This window comes from Streptomyces sp. NPDC051555, assembly GCF_044454405.1.
GTDB lineage: Bacteria > Actinomycetota > Actinomycetes > Streptomycetales > Streptomycetaceae > Streptomyces.
On the sequence record NZ_JBITDP010000014.1, the window covers coordinates 62115 to 80893 of the forward strand.

An 18779-nucleotide genomic window follows, 5' to 3' on the forward strand; every position below is an offset into this window, starting at 1 on the left:
GATGTCGACGCGCGGGCGGCGGAAATAGCGTCACCCCCATGAGGACGCAGAGGACGCAGAGGACACAGACGACGCAGTCAGCGCGGAGAACGAAGAGAACGAAGAGAACGCAGAACCCGTGGCTACGACGCGGCGCCGCCGCCGTGGCCCTGGCCGCCGTGCTGGGGGGCGTCGCGGCCCCGGCCGCCCTCGCCGCGACCCCCGCCACGACGGCCGCGGCCACCGGCGCCCGCGGCACCCTGATCTCCGTCACCCCGCTCGCCGAACTGACCCGCGACCAGGTCGGCGCGTACGTCGGGGCCATCGGGATCGGCTCCGACACCGTCCGCCACGGGGTCAGCGCCTACCGCCTGACCTACGCGACGATCACGCCGCAGGGCCGGCCGACCACCGCCACCGGGCTCCTGGTCCTGCCGCGCGGCGGCCCGCACCGCCTCGACCTGGTCTCCGACACGCACGGCACCACGGTCTTCCGGGGCGACGCCCCCTCCGGCGCCGGCGACTTCGGCCGGATCACCCCCTACCTGCACGCCGCCGCCGGGCGGGCGGTCGCCGCGCCCGACTACCTGGGTCTGGGGGGCGGGAGCGGCAGCCACCCCTACATGGACGAGAAGTCCGCCGTCAGCGCCGGCCTCGACATGCTCCGGGCTGCCCGCACGGCCGGGGACCGGCTGGGGCGCCCGCTGACCGGCGACGTGTACGCGACCGGCTTCTCCCAGGGCGGTCAGGTCGCGATGGCCCTGGGCCGCGAGCTGTCCTCCGCCCGGACCGGGTTCCGGCTGCGCGGCCTGGCTCCGATGGCCGGCCCGTACGACATCGCCGGCGCGGAGCTGCCCGGGCTCACCGACGGCCGCATCGACCCGCTGACCGGCGTCTTCTACCTGTCCTACTACCTGACCGCGCAGAACAAGCTGCACCGGCTGTACGCGGACCCCGCCGAGGTGTTCAAGGCCCCGTACGCGAGCACGCTGGAGGGCCTGTTCGACGGCAGCCACACCGAGGAGGAGGTGGTCGCAGGGCTGCCGGCCACCCTGGACGGGCTGCTCACCCCGGCCTGGGCCGAGCAGGTCCGACACCCGAGCGGCGCCTTCGCAGCGGCGATCGCGGCGAACGACGACGCCTGCGACTGGAAGCCCGCCGCGCCCGTACGGCTCTACGCCGCGGCCGGCGACCGGGACGTGCCGATCGCCAACGCCCGCTCCTGCGCCGCCGACCTCGCGCGCCACGGGGTCCGCGCCCCGGTGTTGGACCAGGGCGCGGAGACGGACCACCGGGGCACGGTGGTGCGCTCCGCCCCTCAGGTGGTCCGCTGGTTCGACGCGCTCGGCCGCTGAGCCCGGCCGGGGCCGGGGCCCGCAGGCCAGGAGATCCAGAAGATCTAGGAGATCTAGGAGATCTAGGAGATCGCGGTGCGCAGCTGCGCGACGTCGATCGGCTCGGTCTCGTCGTGCGCGGTCAGGTCGATGACCTGGCCCACGGCGCGCAGTTCGGGCGTGGAGGGCTTGAACTGCGCCTGGCCCGCTTCCGCCACCGACTCGGCCTTGTGCGCGGCCAGCACCTCGGCTCCGACGACGTCGGCGAGGTCCTCGTTCTGCACCGCCTCGATCACGGCGCGGGCCTGGGCCGCGGTCTTGGTGCCGAAGAAGTCGAAGCCGCCCTCGACGCGGGAGACCGTACGGCGCTGCGCGGCGTAGGGGGCCACGGTGGCCGCGAGCCGCCGGGCCGGGACCGCGGCGGTCGGGCCGGACCGGGTGTGCGCGACGGGCTGCTGCGGGGTGGCTTGCTGGGCGACCGTCTGCTGCGGGGCGGCCTGCTGCCGGGCGGGGGCAGCGGTGACGCCGGCGGCGCCGGATTCCGCTTCCGTCCCCTGTGCGGCTTCCACTTGGGTGTCGGGCGCCGTCGCGGCCACCGCGTCCCGACCCCCCGAGCCGGTCGGACCGGCGGCCCGTGTTCCGGGCTTCGGCACCTCGGGCCGGTCGGACTCCTCGGCCTCCGCCTTGCGGGCGAGGGCGCCCAGGGCCGCATGGGCGCGGGCGTACCCGACCGGGGTGGGCGCGCCGCTCGCGGTGCGCTCCTCGGAGACCGCCGGGAGCACCTTCGGTGCGACCGCGGGGGCCGCGGCGGCCTCGATGGCCAGCAGCCGTCGGCTTTCCAGCGCGCTCGCGCGCTCGGTCTCGGCCGTCGCGTACCGGCGCAGGAGCGCCGCGTGCTCGCCGCGCAGGCCCGCCAGTTCGACCCGCTTGGCCCGCAGCTTGGCGTCCAGCCTGGTGCGCAGCGCGCGCGATTCCTCCAGGTCGGACTCCAGCTCGGCTATCCGCTCGTCGGTGCGCCACTCGTCCTTGACCCGGTCGCGGGTCAGCTCCGCGACCCGGCGCCCGGCCGCCCGGTCCCAGGCGCGCATGACGACGGCGGCGGTGACTCCGGCCGCGCCCGCGAAGGCCACGAGCAGCCGTAGCGCCACGGGTTCCGCGAGCAGCCAGGCCACGCCCGCGCTGGTGATCGAGGCACCTGCGAGGGTCGCCGGCGTGAGCAACCGGTGCAGGGGTTCGGGATTGCGGTGGCGTCCACGGGGCATGGCCTGAAATTTACAGGGCGTAGGGAGCTCATGGGGTAACCGCCCGGCAATCTGTTCCCGGGCAGTTACCCGTCATTTGCCCATCAATCGTGTAACTGCTCGCGACCCACGTCTCCTTGGCCGCTCCCGGGTTACTTCTTCAGCAGTCCCTTCGACTCCAGATAGGCCTTCGCGACGTCCGCGGGCTTGGCGCGCTCGGCATCCACCTTGCGGTTCAAATCGACCAGATCGGCCGTCGTGAGCGCCTTGGTGAGCTTGTCGAGGGCGGCCGCGACCTCCGGCGTTCCGGCGTCCTTGGCGTTGACCACGGGCAGGACGTTGTCCGCGTTCTGGAGCTTCTTGTCGTCCTCCAGCAGCACCAGGCCGTAGCTGTCGAGGGTGGCGTCGGTGGTCGTGGTGAGCACGAGCTGGTCGACGCCGTCCTTGACGGCCTGCTTGGACTGCGGGGTACCGACGCCCTTGGGGTCAATACCGGAAATGTCGATTCCGTATGTCTTCTTCAATCCCACGGCGCAGAACGGGCGGACGGTGCATTCGTCACTCGCCGCGATCTTCACCTTCAGTCCGGACCTGCCCAGGTCGGAAAGGGACTTGAGGTTGTTCTTCTGCGCGAATTCCTTGGTCACCGCGAAGGCGTTCTGGTCGACCGCGGCGCCGGCCGGGAGCACCTTGAGCCCGAGCGGGCCCGCGAGCTTCTCCAGGGCGGCGACCGTCGCCGTCACGTCACTGGAGGCGACCGGCTTGTCCTCGGGCGCCTTGGAGCCGTTCACCTTGGCGTTGAGGAACTCCGCGAGGGTGGCCGCGTACTCCGGGACGACGTCGATCTCGCCCTTCTCCAGCGACGGCTCGTACAGCTCGCGGTTGTTGACCGTGGTGATCGAGGTGCCGTAGCCCGCGTCCTTGAGGACCTGTGCGTACAGCTCGGCCAGCACGTTCGACTCGGTGAAGCCGGCCGCGCCGATGACCAGCTTGCCCTTGCCCCCGGAGGACGAGGAGGAGGAAGAGGAGGACGACGCGTCGCCGTCCTTCGTCTTCTCCAGGCTGTCACCGCCGCACGCGGAGAGCGAAGCGGTGAGGGCCACCGCACCCAGTGTCGCGCCGAGGATGCGCGTGGTCTTGCCCATGGTTGCTCCGTTCAGGAGTCGAGAAGCGGGGATGCTGAGGAAGGGATGTCGAGAAGCAGGAGAGTCGAGGAGCGGGAAGCACGAGGGACGGGGATCAGCGGGCCGGCGCCCCGGAACGCAGCAGCAGCCGGTCCACGGCCACCAGCGCCCCCTCCACCACCAGGGCGAGCGCCGCCACCAGCAGGGCCCCCGCGATGACCTGCGGGGTGTTGAAGGTGTTGAACCCGGCCGTGATGATGCGGCCCAGACCGCCCTGGCCGACCATGGCCGCGATCGTCGCGGTCGCGATGACCTGGACGGCCGCCGAGCGCAGACCGGTCATCACCAGGGGGCGCGCGAGCGGTAGTTCCACCCGCAGGAAGAGCTGACCGCCCGACATGCCCATGCCCCGGGCCGCCTCCACCACCGAGCGGTCCACCTCCCGCATGCCGACGTAGGCATTGGTCAGCAGGGGCGGTACGGCGAACAGCACCAGCGCGATGATCGTGGGGACGTAGCCCGCGCTGCGCAGCGGCGAGACCATGAACAGCGCGAGGACGGCGAAGACCGGCACGGCCCGACCGATGTTGGACACGTTGACGGCGAGGGCGCCGCCCTTGCCGAGGTGGCCGAGCCACAGGCCGATCGGCAGGGCCACCGCGCAGGCGAGGACGAGCGCCACCCCGCTCACGAAGGCGTGCTCCGCGAGCCGGTGCCAGACCCCGCTCTCACCGGACCAGTTGGCGCCGTCCGCCAGCCAGTCCCAGGCGTCCCCCAGCACTCCCATCGGCTCAGCCCTCCTGCACGGCGCGGGTCCACGGGGTGACCAGCCGCTGCACGCCGAGCAGCAACAGGTCGGCCACCAGGGCGAGCAGCACGCACAGCACGGAGGCGGTGAGCACCTGGGCCTTGAAGGAGCTGTTGACCGCGGGCGCGATCAGATTGCCGAGGCCGCCCTTGCCGACGATCGAACCGACCGTCGTGAGCGCGACCGTCGAGACCGTGGCGATACGGACCCCGGCGAGCAGGGCCGGGAGCGCGAGCGGCAGTTCGACCTGCCACAGCAGCCGGGTCGGCCCGTACCCCATGCCGCGCGCCGCCTCGCGGACCTCCTCCGGCACGCCTTCCAGCCCGGCCAGGACATTGCGGACGAGGATCGTCAGCGAGTAGAGCACCAGGCCGGTCACCACGAGGGAGGCCGACAGCCCGAAGAAGGGCAGCAGCAGCGAGAACATGGCGAGCGAGGGGATCGTGTAGAGCAGGGTGGTCAGGCCCAGCACCGGCGCGGCCCAGCGCCGGCCCCGACGGGCCAGCAGGGCCAGCGGTACGGAGACCGCGACGCCGATGAGGACGGAGACCGCGGTGATCCAGACGTGCTCCAGGGTGGCGTCGGTCAGCTCCTGGCTGCGGGAAGTGACGTAGTCCCAACAGATCCAGTCGTTCGCCACCAGGCAGTTCTGCCCGGCCATGGCGCTCACCCCCCGTCACCGATCCGCTCGCCGAACGCGTGTACAGCGACCATAACCCCAGCCACCGACAACGGCCGGAATCATTCGCAACGGGGCAACACTCCCTTTACAAAACCCAACCCCGCTTAGGGAAAGATGGCGTGGTGATCCGATTCGAGCATGTGACCAAGCGTTACCCCGACGGAACGACCGCGGTGGAGGACCTGTCCTTCGAGGTGGCCGAGGGCGAGCTGGTCACCCTCGTCGGCCCGTCCGGCTGCGGCAAGACGACCACGATGAAGATGGTCAACCGGCTGATCGAACCGACCGGCGGCCGGATCCTGCTGAAGGGCGAGGACATCGCGGCCGCCGACCCCGTCGAACTGCGCCGCCGGATCGGCTACGTCATCCAGCAGGTCGGCCTCTTCCCGCACAAGACGGTGCTGGAGAACACCGCGACCGTCCCCCAGCTCGTGGGCACGCCGAAGGCGAAGGCCCGCGCCCGGGCGGCCGAGCTGCTCGAACTGGTGGGACTGGATCCGGCCACCTACGGGGGCCGCTATCCCCAGCAGCTGTCGGGCGGTCAGCGCCAGCGCGTGGGCGTGGCCCGGGCGCTCGCCGCCGATCCGCCCGTCCTGCTGATGGACGAGCCGTTCGGCGCGGTGGACCCGGTGGTCCGCGAGCGACTGCAGAACGACCTGTTGGCCCTGCAGAAGTCCGTGCACAAGACGATCCTGCTGGTCACGCACGACCTGGAGGAGGCGATCCGGCTCGGCGACCGCATCGCCGTCTACGGCCAGGGCACCATCGAGCAGTTCGCGAGCCCGGCCGCCGTGCTGGGCGCGCCCGCCACGGAGTACGTCGCCCGCTTCGTGGGCAGCGACCGGGGGCTCAAGCGGCTCGCGGTGACCGCGGTGGCGGCGGCCGACCTGGCCCCGTCGGACGGGCACGGCGAACCCACCGCGTCGGTGGCGCTGGGGGCGACGCTGCGCGAGGCGCTGGCGGCCCTGCTCCAGGAGGACTCGGGCCGGATCGGGGTCACGGACCCGGCGTCCGGCGCGCTGGTCGGCGTACTCACTCCGGAGGGCGTGCACCGGGCACTGCGCCGGGCGGAGTTCCAGGGGGCCTGATCCCGGCGGGCCGCGGAACGGGCCCGTCCACCCCGCGGCCGGCCCCGCACAGACGTGTGACCGGCCACATCGGGCCGGTCACGGGTCTGCGCACTGCTGGGGGGCGTGTCCGGTGGCTCAGGCCTGGACCCGGCCGCTCAGCCACACCATCATCGGGGGGATCTCGCGGCGCCAGGTGTTGAAGTTGTGGCCGCCGCTGTCGAGGATGATCGAGGAGACCCGGTCCGGGCCCTTGACGCCCTTGATGAACTTGCGGGTGTCGCCGAGGTTCGGCTCGCCCTTCTCACTGCTGGTGACCAGGAACGACGTGCCCGTCGGGGGCTTGGCCGCCAGGCTCTTCAGCACGTCGGCGCGGTCCTTGAGCTTGGCGTCGCCGTGGAAGAGGTCACCGGTGGTCGGGTCGTTCGGGGCCTCGTAGTAGGCGGACAGGCCCACGGCCGTACCGAAGGTCTTCGGGTGGTGCGCGGCGATCTTCAGGGCGCAGTAGCCGCCCGTCGAGTTGCCGATGAAGGCCATGTTCTCGGCCTTCTTGCCGACCCGGAAGGTCGACTGGATCGCCTGCGGCAGGTCCTGCGCGAAGAAGGTCTCGGTCTGCGGACCGCCCGGGACGTCCACGCACTCGGTGTCGCGCGGCGGGGCGACGGTCGGGCGGAGCATGACCAGGATCATCGGCTTCATCTTGCCCGCTTTGGCCTGCTTATAGGCCGTCATCGGGTAGTTCAGCCCTTTGATCAGGTTCTCCGCCGTGCCCGGGTAGCCGGTCAGGACGATCCCGGCCGGAAAGTTGGCCTTCGCGTGCTGCGGCTGGAAGTATTCCGGCGGCAGCCAGACGTAGCCCGGACTCGTTATCTTCGACTTCTCACCCGCTATCGAGACCTTCAGGATCTGTCCGCCGACGGCCGGACGGCCGCCCCCCGGGACGTCGAGCTTCTGCTTGTCGACGACCTTGATGTCCTTGCTGCTCATCGAGTGGTCGACGACCTTGCCCATCGTGGTCTCCTGGCCGAAGAGGTCGGCCCAGGATCCGTAGAAGAGGAAGGACTTGTTGGCCGCGAGGCCGACTGCGGAGAACAGCGCCAGCTGCGTCGCGAGCAGGAGCGCGATGCGACCGGTGTACGCACGGAACGTGCGGCCCGAGAGCCGCGGCCAGAACCAGACCGTTGCCGCGAACAGCAGCACACCGGCGATGATGGCCAACGCCAGAACCAGATTGCTGGTGAGACCCATGAGCAGTAAGCCGTCTTTCTGAGTGGCAGGACGAGTTTTTCCGAAGAAGGAGTGAACCCGCTCCCCCTTCGCGTCGTCCTACTGGACGCACCACACTCCGAAGGCTGTCAGGGCCTTCGGTCAATGATCTCTCGCGGAGCAACGGGAAGCGATGTCTAGCAGGATAGATGGCGATAAGTCGGGACAGGTTCCGAGTCGGGTCCGCCGAATCCTTCGCGGGCCACGACCGGAGGCCGTACCCGGGCTGGTAGGCACGGCCGTCATGATCGTCGGATTCCTCGACATCATCGCCGGTGTCTTCCCGCGCTTTCGGCACAGCAGGATCCACGCCTTCACCGAGGTGATCCCAGGATCGCTCGGCCCCTTCGCCGCCGCCCTCGCCATCAGCGCGGGCGTGCTGCTCCTTCTACTCGCGCACGGCCTCAAGCGCCGCAAGCGCCGGGCCTGGCGGGCCGCGGTCGTCCTGCTGCCCGCGGGCGCGGTCGCGCAGTTCACCTACCGGCACTCGATCGTCGGCGTGCTGCTGGCCGCGGCGCTCCTCGCGCTGCTGCTGCGCCATCAGGGTGAATTCAAGGCGCTGCCGGACCCCCGCAGCCGCTGGAAGGCCCTCGCCAACTTCGTCCTGATGAGCGCGGGCTCGATCGGCCTCGGTCTGGTCATCGTGAACTCGCACCCGAGCAAGGTCGTCGGCGACCCGAGCCTGTACGAGCAGATCACCCACGTCGTCTACGGCATCTTCGGCTTCGAGGGTCCCGTCGACTACGCCGGCCGGATCTCCTGGACCGTTGGCTACTCCCTCGGCGCGCTCGGCATGCTGACCGCGCTGACCACCATGTACCTCGCCTTCCGCCCCGAGCACCCGGCCGCGCGGCTCACCGAGGACGACGAGACCAAGCTGCGCGAGCTGCTCACCAAGCACGGCGGCCGCGACTCGCTCGGCCACTTCGCGCTCCGCCGCGACAAGGCCGTCGTCTTCTCCCCCAGCGGCAAGGCCGCCGTCACCTACCGCGTCGTCTCCAGCGTGATGCTCGCCTCCGGCGACCCCATAGGAGACGTCGAGGCCTGGCCCGGCGCGATCGAGCGCTTCATGGAGGAGGCCAAGGCCCACTCCTGGACCCCGGCCGTCGTCGGCTGCTCCGAGACCGGCGGCGAGGTGTGGACCCGTGAGACCGGTCTGGACGCCCTGGAGCTGGGCGACGAGGCGATCGTCGACGTCAAAGACTTCTCCCTCTCCGGGCGCGCGATGCGCAACGTCCGCCAGATGGTCAAGCGCATCGAGCGCAACGGCTACACGACCAAGGTCCGACGCGTCAGCGAGCTGACCGAGGGCGAGCTGGAGCAGGTGCGCGGCGCCGCGGAGGCCTGGCGCGGCACCGACACCGAGCGCGGCTTCTCCATGGCCCTGGGCCGGGTCGGCGACCCGGGTGACGGTGACTGCTTCATCGCCACCGCCCACCGCGTCCAGGAGGGCGACACCAGCCCGTACGGCGACCTGAAGGCCGTCCTCCACTTCGTCCCGTGGGGCAAGGACGGCATGTCGCTGGAGATGATGCGCCGCGACCGCGCCGCCGACCCCGGCATGAACGAGCTGCTGATCGTGGCCTCCCTGGAGGCCTCGCCCGGCCTGGGCATCGAGAAGGTCTCGCTGAACTTCGCGATGTTCCGCGCGGCGCTCGCCCGCGGCGAGAAGATCGGCGCCGGCCCGGTCCTGCGCATGTGGCGCGGGCTGCTGGTCTTCCTCTCGCGCTGGTTCCAGATCGAGTCGCTGTACAAGTTCAACGAGAAGTTCCGGCCCCGCTGGGAGCCGCGCTTCATGGTCTACCGCAGCAGCCGCGACCTGCCCCGCATCGGTTTCGCCGTGATGCAGGCGGAGGGCTTCGTGACGGTCGCCCTGCCGCGCCTCTTCGCCGCCCGCCGGCGCCCGAAGCCGGTCCGCACCTGCGCGCACGACCACGACGCCACCGTGCCGTCCCAGGCCGACCGCAAGGTCCAGGCCGCGTAACCGCGGTGCGCACCCGCGTACGAACACCAGGGCCCCGGCAGCCGACAGGCACCGGGGCCCTGTCATCCGCAGGGCAGCTCTACCCTGGACCTATGAACAACAAGCGCGGGGCCGCCGCCCGGGGCTCGGTCACGGGTCTGCCCGAGTGGGACCGCTGCGGGGTCATGGGCGTCGTCAACGTCACCCCCGACTCCTTCTCCGACGGCGGACGCTGGTTCGACACCACCGCGGCCGTCAAGCGCGGGCTGGACCTGGTGGCCCAGGGCGCCGACCTCGTGGACGTCGGCGGCGAGTCCACCCGGCCCGGTGCGAGCCGGGTCGACGAGGAGGAGGAGCTGCGCCGGGTCGTCCCCGTGGTGCGCGGCCTGGCCTCCGAGGGCGTCGCCGTGTCCGTCGACACCATGCGCGCCGCCGTGGCCGCGCGGGCCGTCGAGGCGGGCGCGGTGCTGGTCAACGATGTGAGCGGCGGACTGGCCGACCCCGGCATGATCGCGGCCGTCGCGGCCGCCGAGGTGCCCTTCGTGGTCATGCACTGGCGCGGCTTCAGCGACGGCATGAACGGCCTCGCCGTCTACGACGACGTCGTCGCCGAGGTCACCGCCGAGCTGCGGGTGCGGCTCGACGCCGTCATCGAGGGCGGGATCGCCCCCGGGCGGCTCCTCGTGGACCCCGGTCTGGGCTTCGCCAAGAACGCCGAGCACGACCTGGCGCTCGTCGCCCACCTCCCCGCGCTGCGCGCGCTGGGCTTCCCGCTGCTGGTCGCGGCCTCCCGCAAGCGGTTCCTCGGCCGGGTGCTGGCGGGTGCGCGGTCCGCTCCCCCGCCCGCCCGCGAGCGGGACGCGGCCACCGCGGCCGTCTCCGCGATCGCGGCGCACGAGGGCGCCTGGGCGGTCCGGGTCCACGAGGTACGGGCGACGGCGGACGCGGTTCGGGTGGCCCGCGCCGTGGAAGGGGCACTGTGATCCGCACAGTGATCAGCACCGCGGGCGGACCCGCAGGGGAAGGGGCACGGTGAGCCGTACCGACATCGAAGCGGTCGAAGAGGTCAACACGGCCTTCTACGAGGCGATGGAGCAGGGGGACTTCGACGCGCTCTCGGCCCTCTGGCTGGAGGACGAGATCTCCTGCGTCCACCCGGGCTGGCCGGTGCTGGCGGGCCGTGGCGAGGTCCTGCGCTCGTACGCCCTGATCATGAGCCACACCGAGTACATCCAGTTCTTCCTGACCGACACCAAGGTGGCCGTGATCGCCGATACGGCCGTGGTCACCTGCACCGAGAACATCCTCAGCGGCGGGCCCGCCGAGGACGGCGGCGAGCTGGGCCCCCTCGTGGGACAGCTGGTCGTCGCGACGAATGTGTTCCGTCGCACATCGGAGGGCTGGCGGCTGTGGTCCCACCACGGTTCTCCGGTGCTCACGGACTCCGACGAGGACGAGGACGAGGACCCTTCCTGACCCCGTCGGCACGGTCTGCCGTTTATCGCAGGTAAATTCGAAGACGGACGACGCCGACCGCACTCGGCTCAGGCCCATGCCCCGGGGAGTCCCGGACGGCAGCACCTACGAAAGCAGGAGTGATTCGCGTGGATCGCATCGCGCTGCGCGGCCTCAAGGCTCGCGGACACCACGGCGTCTTCCCCCGGGAACGCGAGGAAGGCCAGACCTTCATCGTCGACCTGGTGCTCCACATCGACACCCGGCCGGCCGCCTCGGACGACGACCTGGCCAAGACCGTGCACTACGGCGTGGTGGCCGAGGAGGTCGTGGAGGTCGTCCAGGGCGAGCCGGTCGACCTGATCGAGACCCTGGCCGAGCGGATCGCCCAGCGCTGCCTCAAGCACGACGCCGTCGCGCAGGTGGAGGTCGTCGTGCACAAACCCGACGCGCCGATCACCGTCCCCTTCGACGACGTGACCATCACGATCACCCGGAGCCGCGCATGAACAACGGACTGAACGCACAGAGCGACCCGACCGTACAGCCGGTCCCCGCCTCCGTCGTCGAGACGGTGGACGCGGCGGACGTCACGCTCTCCAACCCCCGCTGGGCCGTCATCGCGCTCGGCGCGAACCTCGGCAACCGCCTGGAGACCCTCCAGGGCGCCATCGACGCCCTCGGCGACACCCCGGGCCTTCGGGTCAAGGGCGTCTCCACCGTGTACGAGACGGAGCCCTGGGGCGTCGAGCCCGGCTCCCAGCCGTCCTACTTCAACGCCGTGGTCCGGGTGAAGACCACGCTGCCGCCGTCCTCCCTGCTGGAGCGCGGACACGCCATCGAAGAGGCCTTCGACCGCGTCCGCGAGGAGCGCTGGGGGCCGCGCACGATCGACGTCGACATCGTCGCGTACGCCGACGTGGTCTCCGACGACCCGACGCTCACCCTCCCGCACCCGCGGGCGCACCTGCGGGCCTTCGTACTGGCCCCCTGGCAGGACGTCGACCCCGAGGCGGAGATCGCGGGCCACGGTCCGGTCGCCGGGCTGCTGGCGGGAATCGGTCTGGACGGCGTCACGGCGCGCCCCGACCTGGAACTCCACCTGCCGGAGTAGTCGTTAGCCTGTTCACTGCTGTTGGCTGAGAAAGCGGGGAACAGGCACGTGAAGCAATTGAGGCCGGCCGTCCTGGCGGGCATCTTCGCCGTCGCCGGGGTGCTGTCCTGGGCCGGCGCCCGACTGTGGAACGCCTACGGGACCCTGCCGGGGGTGCCACTGGCCGCCCCGGTCGTGCTCGCGGTGATCGCCGCCGTGCTGTGCGCCACGGCCCTCTCGCTGCGCGGCCGCCTCAAGGCCCAGCGCGAGCGCCGACCGGGCGCCAAGGGCGTGGATCCCCTGATGGCGGCCCGCGCGGTGGTCTTCGGGCAGGCCAGCGCGCTGGTGGCGGCCCTCGTGGCGGGCATGTACGGCGGTGTGGGGGTCTTCCTCCTGGCGAACGGCCTGGACGTGCCCGCCCGCCGCGAGCAGGCCTACTACGCGGGCTTCTCGGTCCTGGCGGGCGTCGCGGTGGTCGCCGCGGCCCTCTTCCTGGAGCGCGTCCTGCGCCTCCCGGACGACGAGGACGACGCGACCGCCCGCGCCTGACCCCGGTACACGTACGAAAGGACGGCCGTCGCACGCGCGACGGCCGTCCTTTCGTGTGCGGCGGCGACGGGGCCGCCCGTCCCTCCCGGGACCGGCCACCCGCTACGGCTTCAGCGGGCCACGATGAGGCTCATGGCCTCGCTGCGGGTCGCGGGGTCGCGGAGCTGGCCGCGGACCGCCGAGGTGAGGGTCTTGGCGCCCGGCTTGCGGATGCCGCGGACCGACATGCACATGTGCTCGGCCTCGATCACGACGATCGCTCCGCGGGCTTCCAGGATGCGCATCAGCGAGTCGGCTATCTGGGTGGTGAGTCGTTCCTGCACCTGCGGGCGGCGGGCGTAGACCTCGACCAGCCGGGCCAGCTTCGACAGACCGGTGATCTTGCCGGACTCGGCCGGGATGTAGCCGACGTGGGCCACGCCGTGGAAGGGCAGCAGGTGGTGCTCGCAGAGGCTGACGATCTCGATGTCCTTCACCAGGACCATCTCGTCGTGCCCGAGGTCGAAGGTCGTGGTGAGCACGTCCTCCGGCTCCTGCCACAGGCCCGCCAGGATCTCCCGGTAGGCGCGGGCCACCCGCGCCGGGGTCTCCAGAAGGCCCTCGCGGTCCGGGTTCTCGCCGACCGCGAGGAGGAGCTCGCGCACCGCCGCTTCGGCGCGCTTCTCGTCGAACTCGCGGGCCGCCGTGCCCTCGCCATCCACCAGGGTCACCGGATCGGTCATCTCTTCCTCGTTCCTGCCATTGCAGTGCTGGGCAGCAGTGCTGGACATGTAAAAGTGCCGCGGTCCCCAGGCTAGAACCTGGGGACCGCGGCATCCATTCCGGAGGGCTCGCCCTGTCAGCTCTCGGGACGGTCCTCCGGGACCGCCTCGGGGCTCTTCTCCGTGGAGACCGGAGTCGTGACGGGGGCCGAGCTGCCGTTCGCCGCGTTCGTCAGGGACAGCTCCCGGGGGGAGAGCACCGGCGGACGGGTCGACGGGGTACGGCGGGAGGATCCGGTCCACGCGGGGCGGGCCGGACGCTTCACGATCGTCGAGAAGACCTCGGCGATCTGCTCCTTGTTCAGCGTTTCCTTCTCCAGCAGCGCGAGGACGAGGTTGTCGAGCACGTCGCGGTTCTCGACCAGGATTTCCCAGGCCTCGTTGTGCGCCGTCTCGATCAGCTTCTTGACCTCTTCGTCGACCAGCGCGGCGACCTCTTCCGAGTAGTCGCGCTGGTGCGTCATGTCGCGGCCCAGGAACGGTTCGGTGTTGTCGCCACCGAACTTGATCGCGCCCAGGCGCTCCGTCATGCCGTACTGGGTGACCATCGCGCGGGCCGTGGCGGTGGCCTTCTCGATGTCGTTCGCGGCGCCCGTGGTCGGGTCGTGGAAGACCAGTTCCTCGGCCGCGCGACCGCCCAGCATGTACGCGAGCTGGTCGAGCATTTCATTGCGCGTCGTGGAGTACTTGTCCTCGTCCGGCAGCACCATGGTGTAACCCAGGGCACGGCCACGGGACAGGATCGTGATCTTGTGGACCGGGTCGGAGTTCGGGGAAGCCGCCGCGACCAGGGCGTGGCCGCCCTCGTGGTACGCGGTGATCTTCTTTTCCCGGTCCGACATGATCCGGGTCCGCTTCTGCGGGCCCGCCACGACGCGGTCGATCGCCTCGTCCAGGGCGTGGTTGTCGATCAGCTTCCGGTCCCCGCGCGCGGTGAGCAGCGCGGCTTCGTTCAGCACGTTCGCCAGGTCCGCACCGGTGAAGCCGGGCGTACGACGGGCAACAGCGCCCAGGTCGACGTCCGGGGCGACCGGCTTGCCCTTCTGGTGGACCTTGAGGATCTCCAGCCGGCCCTGCATGTCCGGACGGTCCACCGCGATCTGGCGGTCGAAACGGCCGGGGCGCAGGAGCGCCGGGTCGAGGATGTCCGGACGGTTCGTGGCGGCGATCAGGATGACGCCGCCCTTCACGTCGAAGCCGTCCATCTCGACCAGCAGCTGGTTGAGGGTCTGCTCGCGCTCGTCGTGACCGCCACCGAGACCCGCACCGCGGTGCCGGCCGACGGCGTCGATCTCATCGACGAAGACGATCGCCGGAGCGTTGGCCTTGGCCTGTTCGAACAGGTCACGGACACGCGAGGCACCGACACCGACGAACATCTCGACGAAGTCGGAACCGGAGATCGAGTAGAAGGGAACACCGGCTTCGCCCGCGACAGCGCGCGCGAGCAGGGTCTTGCCGGTGCCGGGCGGGCCGTAGAGCAGCACGCCCTTGGGGATCTTCGCGCCGACGGCCTGGAACTTGGCCGGCTCCTGCAGGAACTCCTTGATCTCGTGGAGCTCCTCCACCGCCTCGTCCGAGCCCGCCACATCGGCGAACGTCGTCTTCGGGGTGTCCTTGGTGATCAGCTTGGCCTTGGACTTCCCGAAGTTCATGACTCGGGAGCCGCCGCCCTGCATCTGATTCATCAGGAACAGGAAGACCACGACGATCAGGACGAAGGGCAGCAGGCTCAGCAGGACGCTGAGGAACGGGCTGGTCTTGTCCGGCGAGACGGTGTACCCGTCCGCGATCTTGCCCGAGTCGTACTTGGTCTGGAGGTCCTTGGCGAGCGCGACGCCCTGGTCCCCGATGTAGTTGGCCTGGAACTTGGTGCCGTCGTTCTTACCGAGCTTCTCGCCACTCTTCAGCTCGATCTTGATCATCTGGCTGTCACCGGTGGTGAGCTTGGCGCTCGACACCTGGTCCTGGTTGATCGCCTTGATGACCTCGCTGGTCTCCACCGACTTGTAGCCGCCGCCGGAGCCGACGACGTTCATCAACACGACCACGGCGAGGACGGCCAGCACGATCCACATGACCGGCCCACGGAAGTATCGCTTCACGTCCATCCATACGGGGCGCAGAGCACCCCGTCCCTCCTGCCCGTAGGTAAATGCTGCTGTGAGTAAAGACTGTTCTTCGGAATGTACCCCTGAATTGTCACCCGCGGCCTCGTGGGACGGCTGACAGACCCGCCTTCGCATGCTCCAACGGCGGGAATCGCCCCCAGGTTCCCCGAGGGGGACCCGGGGGCGGTGGGATCAGCCGCCGTAGACGTGCGGGGCGAGCGTGCCCACGAACGGCAGGTTGCGGTACTTCTCCGCGTAGTCGAGGCCGTAACCGACGACGAACTCGTTGGGGATGTCGAAGCCCACCCAGCGGACGTCGATGGCGACCTTCGCGGCGTCGGGCTTGCGCAGCAGCGTGCAGACCTCCAGGGAGGCCGGCTCGCGGGAGCCCAGGTTCGACAGCAGCCAGGACAGCGTCAGACCGGAGTCGATGATGTCCTCGACGATCAGGACGTGCTTGCCCTTGATGTCGGTGTCCAGGTCCTTGAGGATGCGGACCACGCCGGAGGACTGGGTCCCGGCGCCGTAGGAGGACACCGCCATCCAGTCCATGGTGAGGGGGGTGGACAAGGCGCGTGCCAGGTCCGCCATCACCATCACCGCGCCCTTGAGGACGCCGACGATGAGCAGGTCCTTGCCCGCGTACTGCTCGTCGATCTTCGCGGCCAGCTCGGCCAGCTTCGCGTCGATCTCTTCCTTGGTGATGAGCACCGACTGGAGGTCGTCGCCCATGTCCTTCTCGTCCACCCGCATCACTTTCGTAGTCCGCCGTGGCTCCGGGGGTTCCCCGGAGGACTCAGCCGCCCGGGGCGACGGCTCAGTCATCGCCGTCAGCCCTGCCGGATGACCAGTCTGCCACCCTGGCGCTGGGCCTCGACCCGGCCGGGCAGGTTGATGGCGCCCTGACCGCGCCAACCCGTGATCAGGCGGTCCACTTCCTCGATGTGGCGGGCGAACAGCGAACCGGCGGGGGAACCGGCCGACAGGACGGCCCGGCGCAGCACACGGCGGCGAACGGCCGGGGGCAGGGCGAAGAGCTTGGCGCACTCCAGCTGGCCGAGCTCGTCCCGTACGGCGGACTCCGCGTCGGCGGCCCAGGCGTCGAGGGCGTCGGCGTCGTCCCGGGAGAGCTGGGCGGTCCGGGCGAGGGCCTCGACCACTCCCTTGCCGAGCGCCTTCTCCAGGGCGGGCAGCCCCTCGTGGCGCAGCCGGGAGCGGGTGTAGGCGGGGTCGATGTTGTGCGGGTCGTCCCAGACGGCCAGGGACTGGACCATGCAGGCCTTGCGGGCGGTCTGCCGGTCGATGTGCAGGAACGGGCGGCGGTAGCGTCCGGTGCGGCCGGGACCGCCGGAGATCTCGGCCATCCCGGACAGGGACCGGATGCCGGAACCGCGGGCCAGCCCCAGCAGGACGGTTTCCGCCTGGTCGTCACGGGTGTGGCCGAGCAGGACGGTGGCGGCGCCGAGCCGGTCGGCGGCCTCGTCCAGGGCGGCGTAGCGGGCGTCGCGGGCGGCGGCCTCGGGTCCGCCGTCGCGGCCGACGCGCACGGCGATGGCTTCCGCCGGTTCCAGGTGGAGTGCGGTCATCCGGCTGACGACCTCGGCGGCGCGCAGGTCGGAGCCGTCCTGGAGGCCGTGGTCGACGGTGATGCCGCCGGCCCGGATGCCGAGTTTGGGGGCCTCGAAGGCGAGGGCGGAGGCGAGCGCCATGGAGTCGGCGCCACCGGAGCATGCGACGAGCACGAGCGGCTGCGGGCCGCCGGTTCGGTCGGTGCGGGCCCTGCTGTCGGCGCGGTCGGCGCGGCGGGCAGCGGGGGCGGTGCGGCGTTCGGTGGGGTCGGTCAGGTCGGTCAGGACGTCGTGGAGTACGCGGCGGACCGCCAGGCGTATCGCCGCGACCGCAGGATGGGGACCCATGTCCGGTGCCCTTCGGTGGAGTTCGGATGCCTCGGAGGCGTTGGGGTGGTGCGCGCTCGGGGTGCTGCTCGGCTGCGCCCGCCGGCCCCGCGGAAGGTTCCACGAGAGGACGGACTGTCACTCAGAGTGCGTCGATGGTGACAGAACCGAGCCGTTCCCTGAGCATCGCACGCCCTTCATCGGCTCACGGTCCCTCGGACGGGTGATGCTGCTTCCCCCAACGAGACAGCTTTACGCCCCCTCGTTCACCCCTTTTCACTCCCCCCGCCGGTGGACGCGGGCCACCCAGTCCGCGGGCTTGGCGATCTCCGCTTTGGTCGGCAATGTGTTCGGTGAGGTCCATACCCGATTGAAACCGTCCATTCCGACCTGCCCGACGACCGCGCGGACGAAGCGCTCGCCGTCCCGGTACTGACGCAGCTTCGCGTCCAGGCCCAGCAGCTTGCGCAGGGCCGCGTCGAGCCGTCCGGCGCCGCTGGCCCGGCGGGTCTGGAACTTCTCCCGGATCTCCGCGACCGAGGGCACCACCTCCGGGCCGACCCCGTCCATGACGAAGTCCGCGTGGCCCTCCAGCAGGGACATCACCGCCGTCAGCCGCCCCAGCACCTCCCGCTGCTCGGGGGTCTGGACGAGCTCCACCAAGGAGCGCCCCTCTTCCCCGCGCTCACCGTCCGGACGTGCCCCGACCAGGGACTGCGCGGCTTCGCGCAGCCGCTCCAGCACGGTCATGGGGTCCATCTCGGTGGCGCCGAGGAACGTCTGGATCTCGCCCTCCAGGTGCTCCCGCAGCCACGGCACGGCGGTGAACTGGGTACGGTGCGTCTCCTCGTGCAGGCACACCCACAGGCGGAAGTCGTGCGGGTTGACCTCCAGCTCGCGCTCGACGTGCACGATGTTGGGCGCCACCAGCAGCAGCCGCCCGCCCCCCGTCGCGGAACCCGGCAGGTCCCGGGAGACCGGCGCGAAGGTCTCGTACTGACCGAGCACGCGCGAGGACAGGAAGCTCAGCAGCATCCCCAGCTCGACCCCGGTCACCTTGCCGCCGACCGCGCCGAGGACGGCCCCGCCGGGCGTGCTGCCGCGCCGCTCCTGCATCTTGCCGAGCAGGGGCCCCAGCAGCTCCCGGAACCCCGCCACATTGGCCTTGACCCATCCGGCCCTGTCGACGACCAGGACCGGCGTGTCCTCGACGACCGACCCCTCGGGCATCATCCTCGTGAACTCGCGCACGTGCCGTTCCGAGGTCCTGGCGTGCTCGCGCAGTTCCGCCACCACGGCTCGCGCCTCGTCCCGGGTGATCTCCGGGCCGGGCCGTACGAGCCGGGTCGCGGTCGTCACCGCGAGATTCCAGTCGACCATCTCCACACCACCGATGCTCGTCATGCGTCAACGGTACGTGGACGGGCCGCCGGGCGGATCCCCCCGGACGG

The 18779-nt window shown here is 70.9% G+C and carries 18 protein-coding genes; 8 read left to right on the top strand and 10 right to left on the bottom strand.

The window, feature by feature from the left end:
- The first annotated feature begins 143 nt into the window (after positions 1-143).
- Positions 144-1334, top strand: coding sequence for an alpha/beta hydrolase (locus tag ACIBEA_RS26305; RefSeq protein WP_399264939.1), 1191 nt, complete (start codon positions 144-146; stop codon positions 1332-1334).
- Between the two features lie 62 nt (positions 1335-1396).
- Here ACIBEA_RS26305 and ACIBEA_RS26310 read toward each other — a convergent pair whose 3' ends face one another.
- From ACIBEA_RS26310 to ACIBEA_RS26325, 4 genes are all read right to left on the bottom strand, one after another.
- Positions 1397-2575, bottom strand: a complete 1179-nt coding sequence (locus ACIBEA_RS26310; RefSeq protein ID WP_399264941.1) for a hypothetical protein — start codon at positions 2573-2575, stop codon at positions 1397-1399.
- Between the two features lie 131 nt (positions 2576-2706).
- Entirely contained in the window at positions 2707-3699 is a 993-nt protein-coding gene (locus tag ACIBEA_RS26315) for an ABC transporter substrate-binding protein (RefSeq protein WP_399264943.1), read from the bottom strand.
- Positions 3700-3793: 94 nt separating this feature from the next.
- Positions 3794-4465 carry an ABC transporter permease gene (locus tag ACIBEA_RS26320; RefSeq protein ID WP_399264945.1) on the bottom strand — a complete coding sequence of 224 codons (672 nt, stop codon included), beginning with the start codon at positions 4463-4465 and terminating at the stop codon, positions 3794-3796.
- A 4-nt stretch (positions 4466-4469) separates the two neighbouring features.
- Positions 4470-5147: an ABC transporter permease gene (locus ACIBEA_RS26325; protein ID WP_399264947.1), complete on the bottom strand. Its 678-nt coding sequence runs from the start codon at positions 5145-5147 to the stop codon at positions 4470-4472.
- A 143-nt stretch (positions 5148-5290) separates the two neighbouring features.
- Between ACIBEA_RS26325 and ACIBEA_RS26330 the strand changes: the two genes are divergently transcribed.
- A complete protein-coding gene (locus ACIBEA_RS26330; protein WP_399264949.1) occupies positions 5291-6256 on the top strand; it encodes an ABC transporter ATP-binding protein in 966 nt (321 codons plus the stop codon).
- Positions 6257-6373: 117 nt separating this feature from the next.
- Here the strand turns inward: ACIBEA_RS26330 and ACIBEA_RS26335 are convergent, their stop codons facing one another.
- A complete protein-coding gene (locus ACIBEA_RS26335) occupies positions 6374-7483 on the bottom strand; it encodes an alpha/beta hydrolase (RefSeq protein WP_399264951.1) in 1110 nt (369 codons plus the stop codon).
- A 151-nt stretch (positions 7484-7634) separates the two neighbouring features.
- Between ACIBEA_RS26335 and ACIBEA_RS26340 the strand changes: the two genes are divergently transcribed.
- The 6 genes from ACIBEA_RS26340 (at position 7635) to ACIBEA_RS26365 (ending at position 12561) form a co-directional block, all read left to right on the top strand.
- Positions 7635-9485 (top strand): phosphatidylglycerol lysyltransferase domain-containing protein, encoded by a 1851-nt coding sequence (locus ACIBEA_RS26340; RefSeq protein WP_399264953.1) that lies wholly within the window; start codon positions 7635-7637, stop codon positions 9483-9485.
- Between the two features lie 92 nt (positions 9486-9577).
- Complete coding sequence (gene folP, locus ACIBEA_RS26345) at positions 9578-10447, top strand: dihydropteroate synthase (protein ID WP_399264954.1); 870 nt, start codon at positions 9578-9580, stop codon at positions 10445-10447.
- Positions 10448-10496: 49 nt separating this feature from the next.
- A complete protein-coding gene (locus tag ACIBEA_RS26350; protein ID WP_385786570.1) occupies positions 10497-10940 on the top strand; it encodes a nuclear transport factor 2 family protein in 444 nt (147 codons plus the stop codon).
- Positions 10941-11068: 128 nt separating this feature from the next.
- Positions 11069-11428 (top strand): dihydroneopterin aldolase, encoded by a 360-nt coding sequence (gene folB, locus ACIBEA_RS26355; protein ID WP_354380610.1) that lies wholly within the window; start codon positions 11069-11071, stop codon positions 11426-11428.
- Positions 11425-12033, top strand: a complete 609-nt coding sequence (gene folK, locus ACIBEA_RS26360) for a 2-amino-4-hydroxy-6-hydroxymethyldihydropteridine diphosphokinase (protein WP_399264957.1) — start codon at positions 11425-11427, stop codon at positions 12031-12033. The genes folB and folK overlap by 4 nt, the downstream gene beginning before the upstream one ends.
- Positions 12034-12081: 48 nt before the next feature.
- Positions 12082-12561: a DUF3180 domain-containing protein gene (locus ACIBEA_RS26365; protein WP_399264959.1), complete on the top strand. Its 480-nt coding sequence runs from the start codon at positions 12082-12084 to the stop codon at positions 12559-12561.
- A gap of 110 nt (positions 12562-12671) precedes the next feature.
- Here ACIBEA_RS26365 and folE read toward each other — a convergent pair whose 3' ends face one another.
- From folE to ACIBEA_RS26390, 5 genes are all read right to left on the bottom strand, one after another.
- Entirely contained in the window at positions 12672-13283 is a 612-nt protein-coding gene (folE, locus tag ACIBEA_RS26370; protein ID WP_399264960.1) for a GTP cyclohydrolase I FolE, read from the bottom strand.
- Between the two features lie 116 nt (positions 13284-13399).
- Positions 13400-15433, bottom strand: coding sequence for an ATP-dependent zinc metalloprotease FtsH (gene ftsH / locus ACIBEA_RS26375; RefSeq protein WP_399264962.1), 2034 nt, complete (start codon positions 15431-15433; stop codon positions 13400-13402).
- Positions 15434-15625: 192 nt separating this feature from the next.
- Positions 15626-16186 (bottom strand): hypoxanthine phosphoribosyltransferase, encoded by a 561-nt coding sequence (gene hpt / locus ACIBEA_RS26380; protein ID WP_356406650.1) that lies wholly within the window; start codon positions 16184-16186, stop codon positions 15626-15628.
- A gap of 77 nt (positions 16187-16263) precedes the next feature.
- On the bottom strand, positions 16264-17349 hold the full coding sequence (tilS, locus tag ACIBEA_RS26385) for a tRNA lysidine(34) synthetase TilS (RefSeq protein ID WP_399264964.1): 1086 nt from the start codon (positions 17347-17349) through the stop codon (positions 16264-16266).
- A 255-nt stretch (positions 17350-17604) separates the two neighbouring features.
- A complete protein-coding gene (locus ACIBEA_RS26390; protein WP_399264966.1) occupies positions 17605-18732 on the bottom strand; it encodes a zinc-dependent metalloprotease in 1128 nt (375 codons plus the stop codon).
- Between the last annotated feature and the right edge of the window lie 47 nt (positions 18733-18779).

Coding starts and splice junctions, on each gene's coding strand:
- ACIBEA_RS26310 (WP_399264941.1), bottom strand. CDS start 2,575: ATGCCCCGTGGACGCCACCGCAATCCCGAACCCCTGCACCGGTTGCTC.
- ACIBEA_RS26315 (WP_399264943.1), bottom strand. CDS start 3,699: ATGGGCAAGACCACGCGCATCCTCGGCGCGACACTGGGTGCGGTGGCC.
- ACIBEA_RS26320 (WP_399264945.1), bottom strand. CDS start 4,465: ATGGGAGTGCTGGGGGACGCCTGGGACTGGCTGGCGGACGGCGCCAAC.
- ACIBEA_RS26325 (WP_399264947.1), bottom strand. CDS start 5,147: ATGGCCGGGCAGAACTGCCTGGTGGCGAACGACTGGATCTGTTGGGAC.
- ACIBEA_RS26335 (WP_399264951.1), bottom strand. CDS start 7,483: ATGGGTCTCACCAGCAATCTGGTTCTGGCGTTGGCCATCATCGCCGGT.
- ACIBEA_RS26340 (WP_399264953.1), top strand. CDS start 7,635: ATGTCTAGCAGGATAGATGGCGATAAGTCGGGACAGGTTCCGAGTCGG.
- folP (WP_399264954.1), top strand. CDS start 9,578: ATGAACAACAAGCGCGGGGCCGCCGCCCGGGGCTCGGTCACGGGTCTG.
- folK (WP_399264957.1), top strand. CDS start 11,425: ATGAACAACGGACTGAACGCACAGAGCGACCCGACCGTACAGCCGGTC.
- folE (WP_399264960.1), bottom strand. CDS start 13,283: ATGACCGATCCGGTGACCCTGGTGGATGGCGAGGGCACGGCGGCCCGC.
- ftsH (WP_399264962.1), bottom strand. CDS start 15,433: ATGGACGTGAAGCGATACTTCCGTGGGCCGGTCATGTGGATCGTGCTG.
- hpt (WP_356406650.1), bottom strand. CDS start 16,186: ATGCGGGTGGACGAGAAGGACATGGGCGACGACCTCCAGTCGGTGCTC.
- tilS (WP_399264964.1), bottom strand. CDS start 17,349: ATGGGTCCCCATCCTGCGGTCGCGGCGATACGCCTGGCGGTCCGCCGC.
- ACIBEA_RS26390 (WP_399264966.1), bottom strand. CDS start 18,732: ATGACGAGCATCGGTGGTGTGGAGATGGTCGACTGGAATCTCGCGGTG.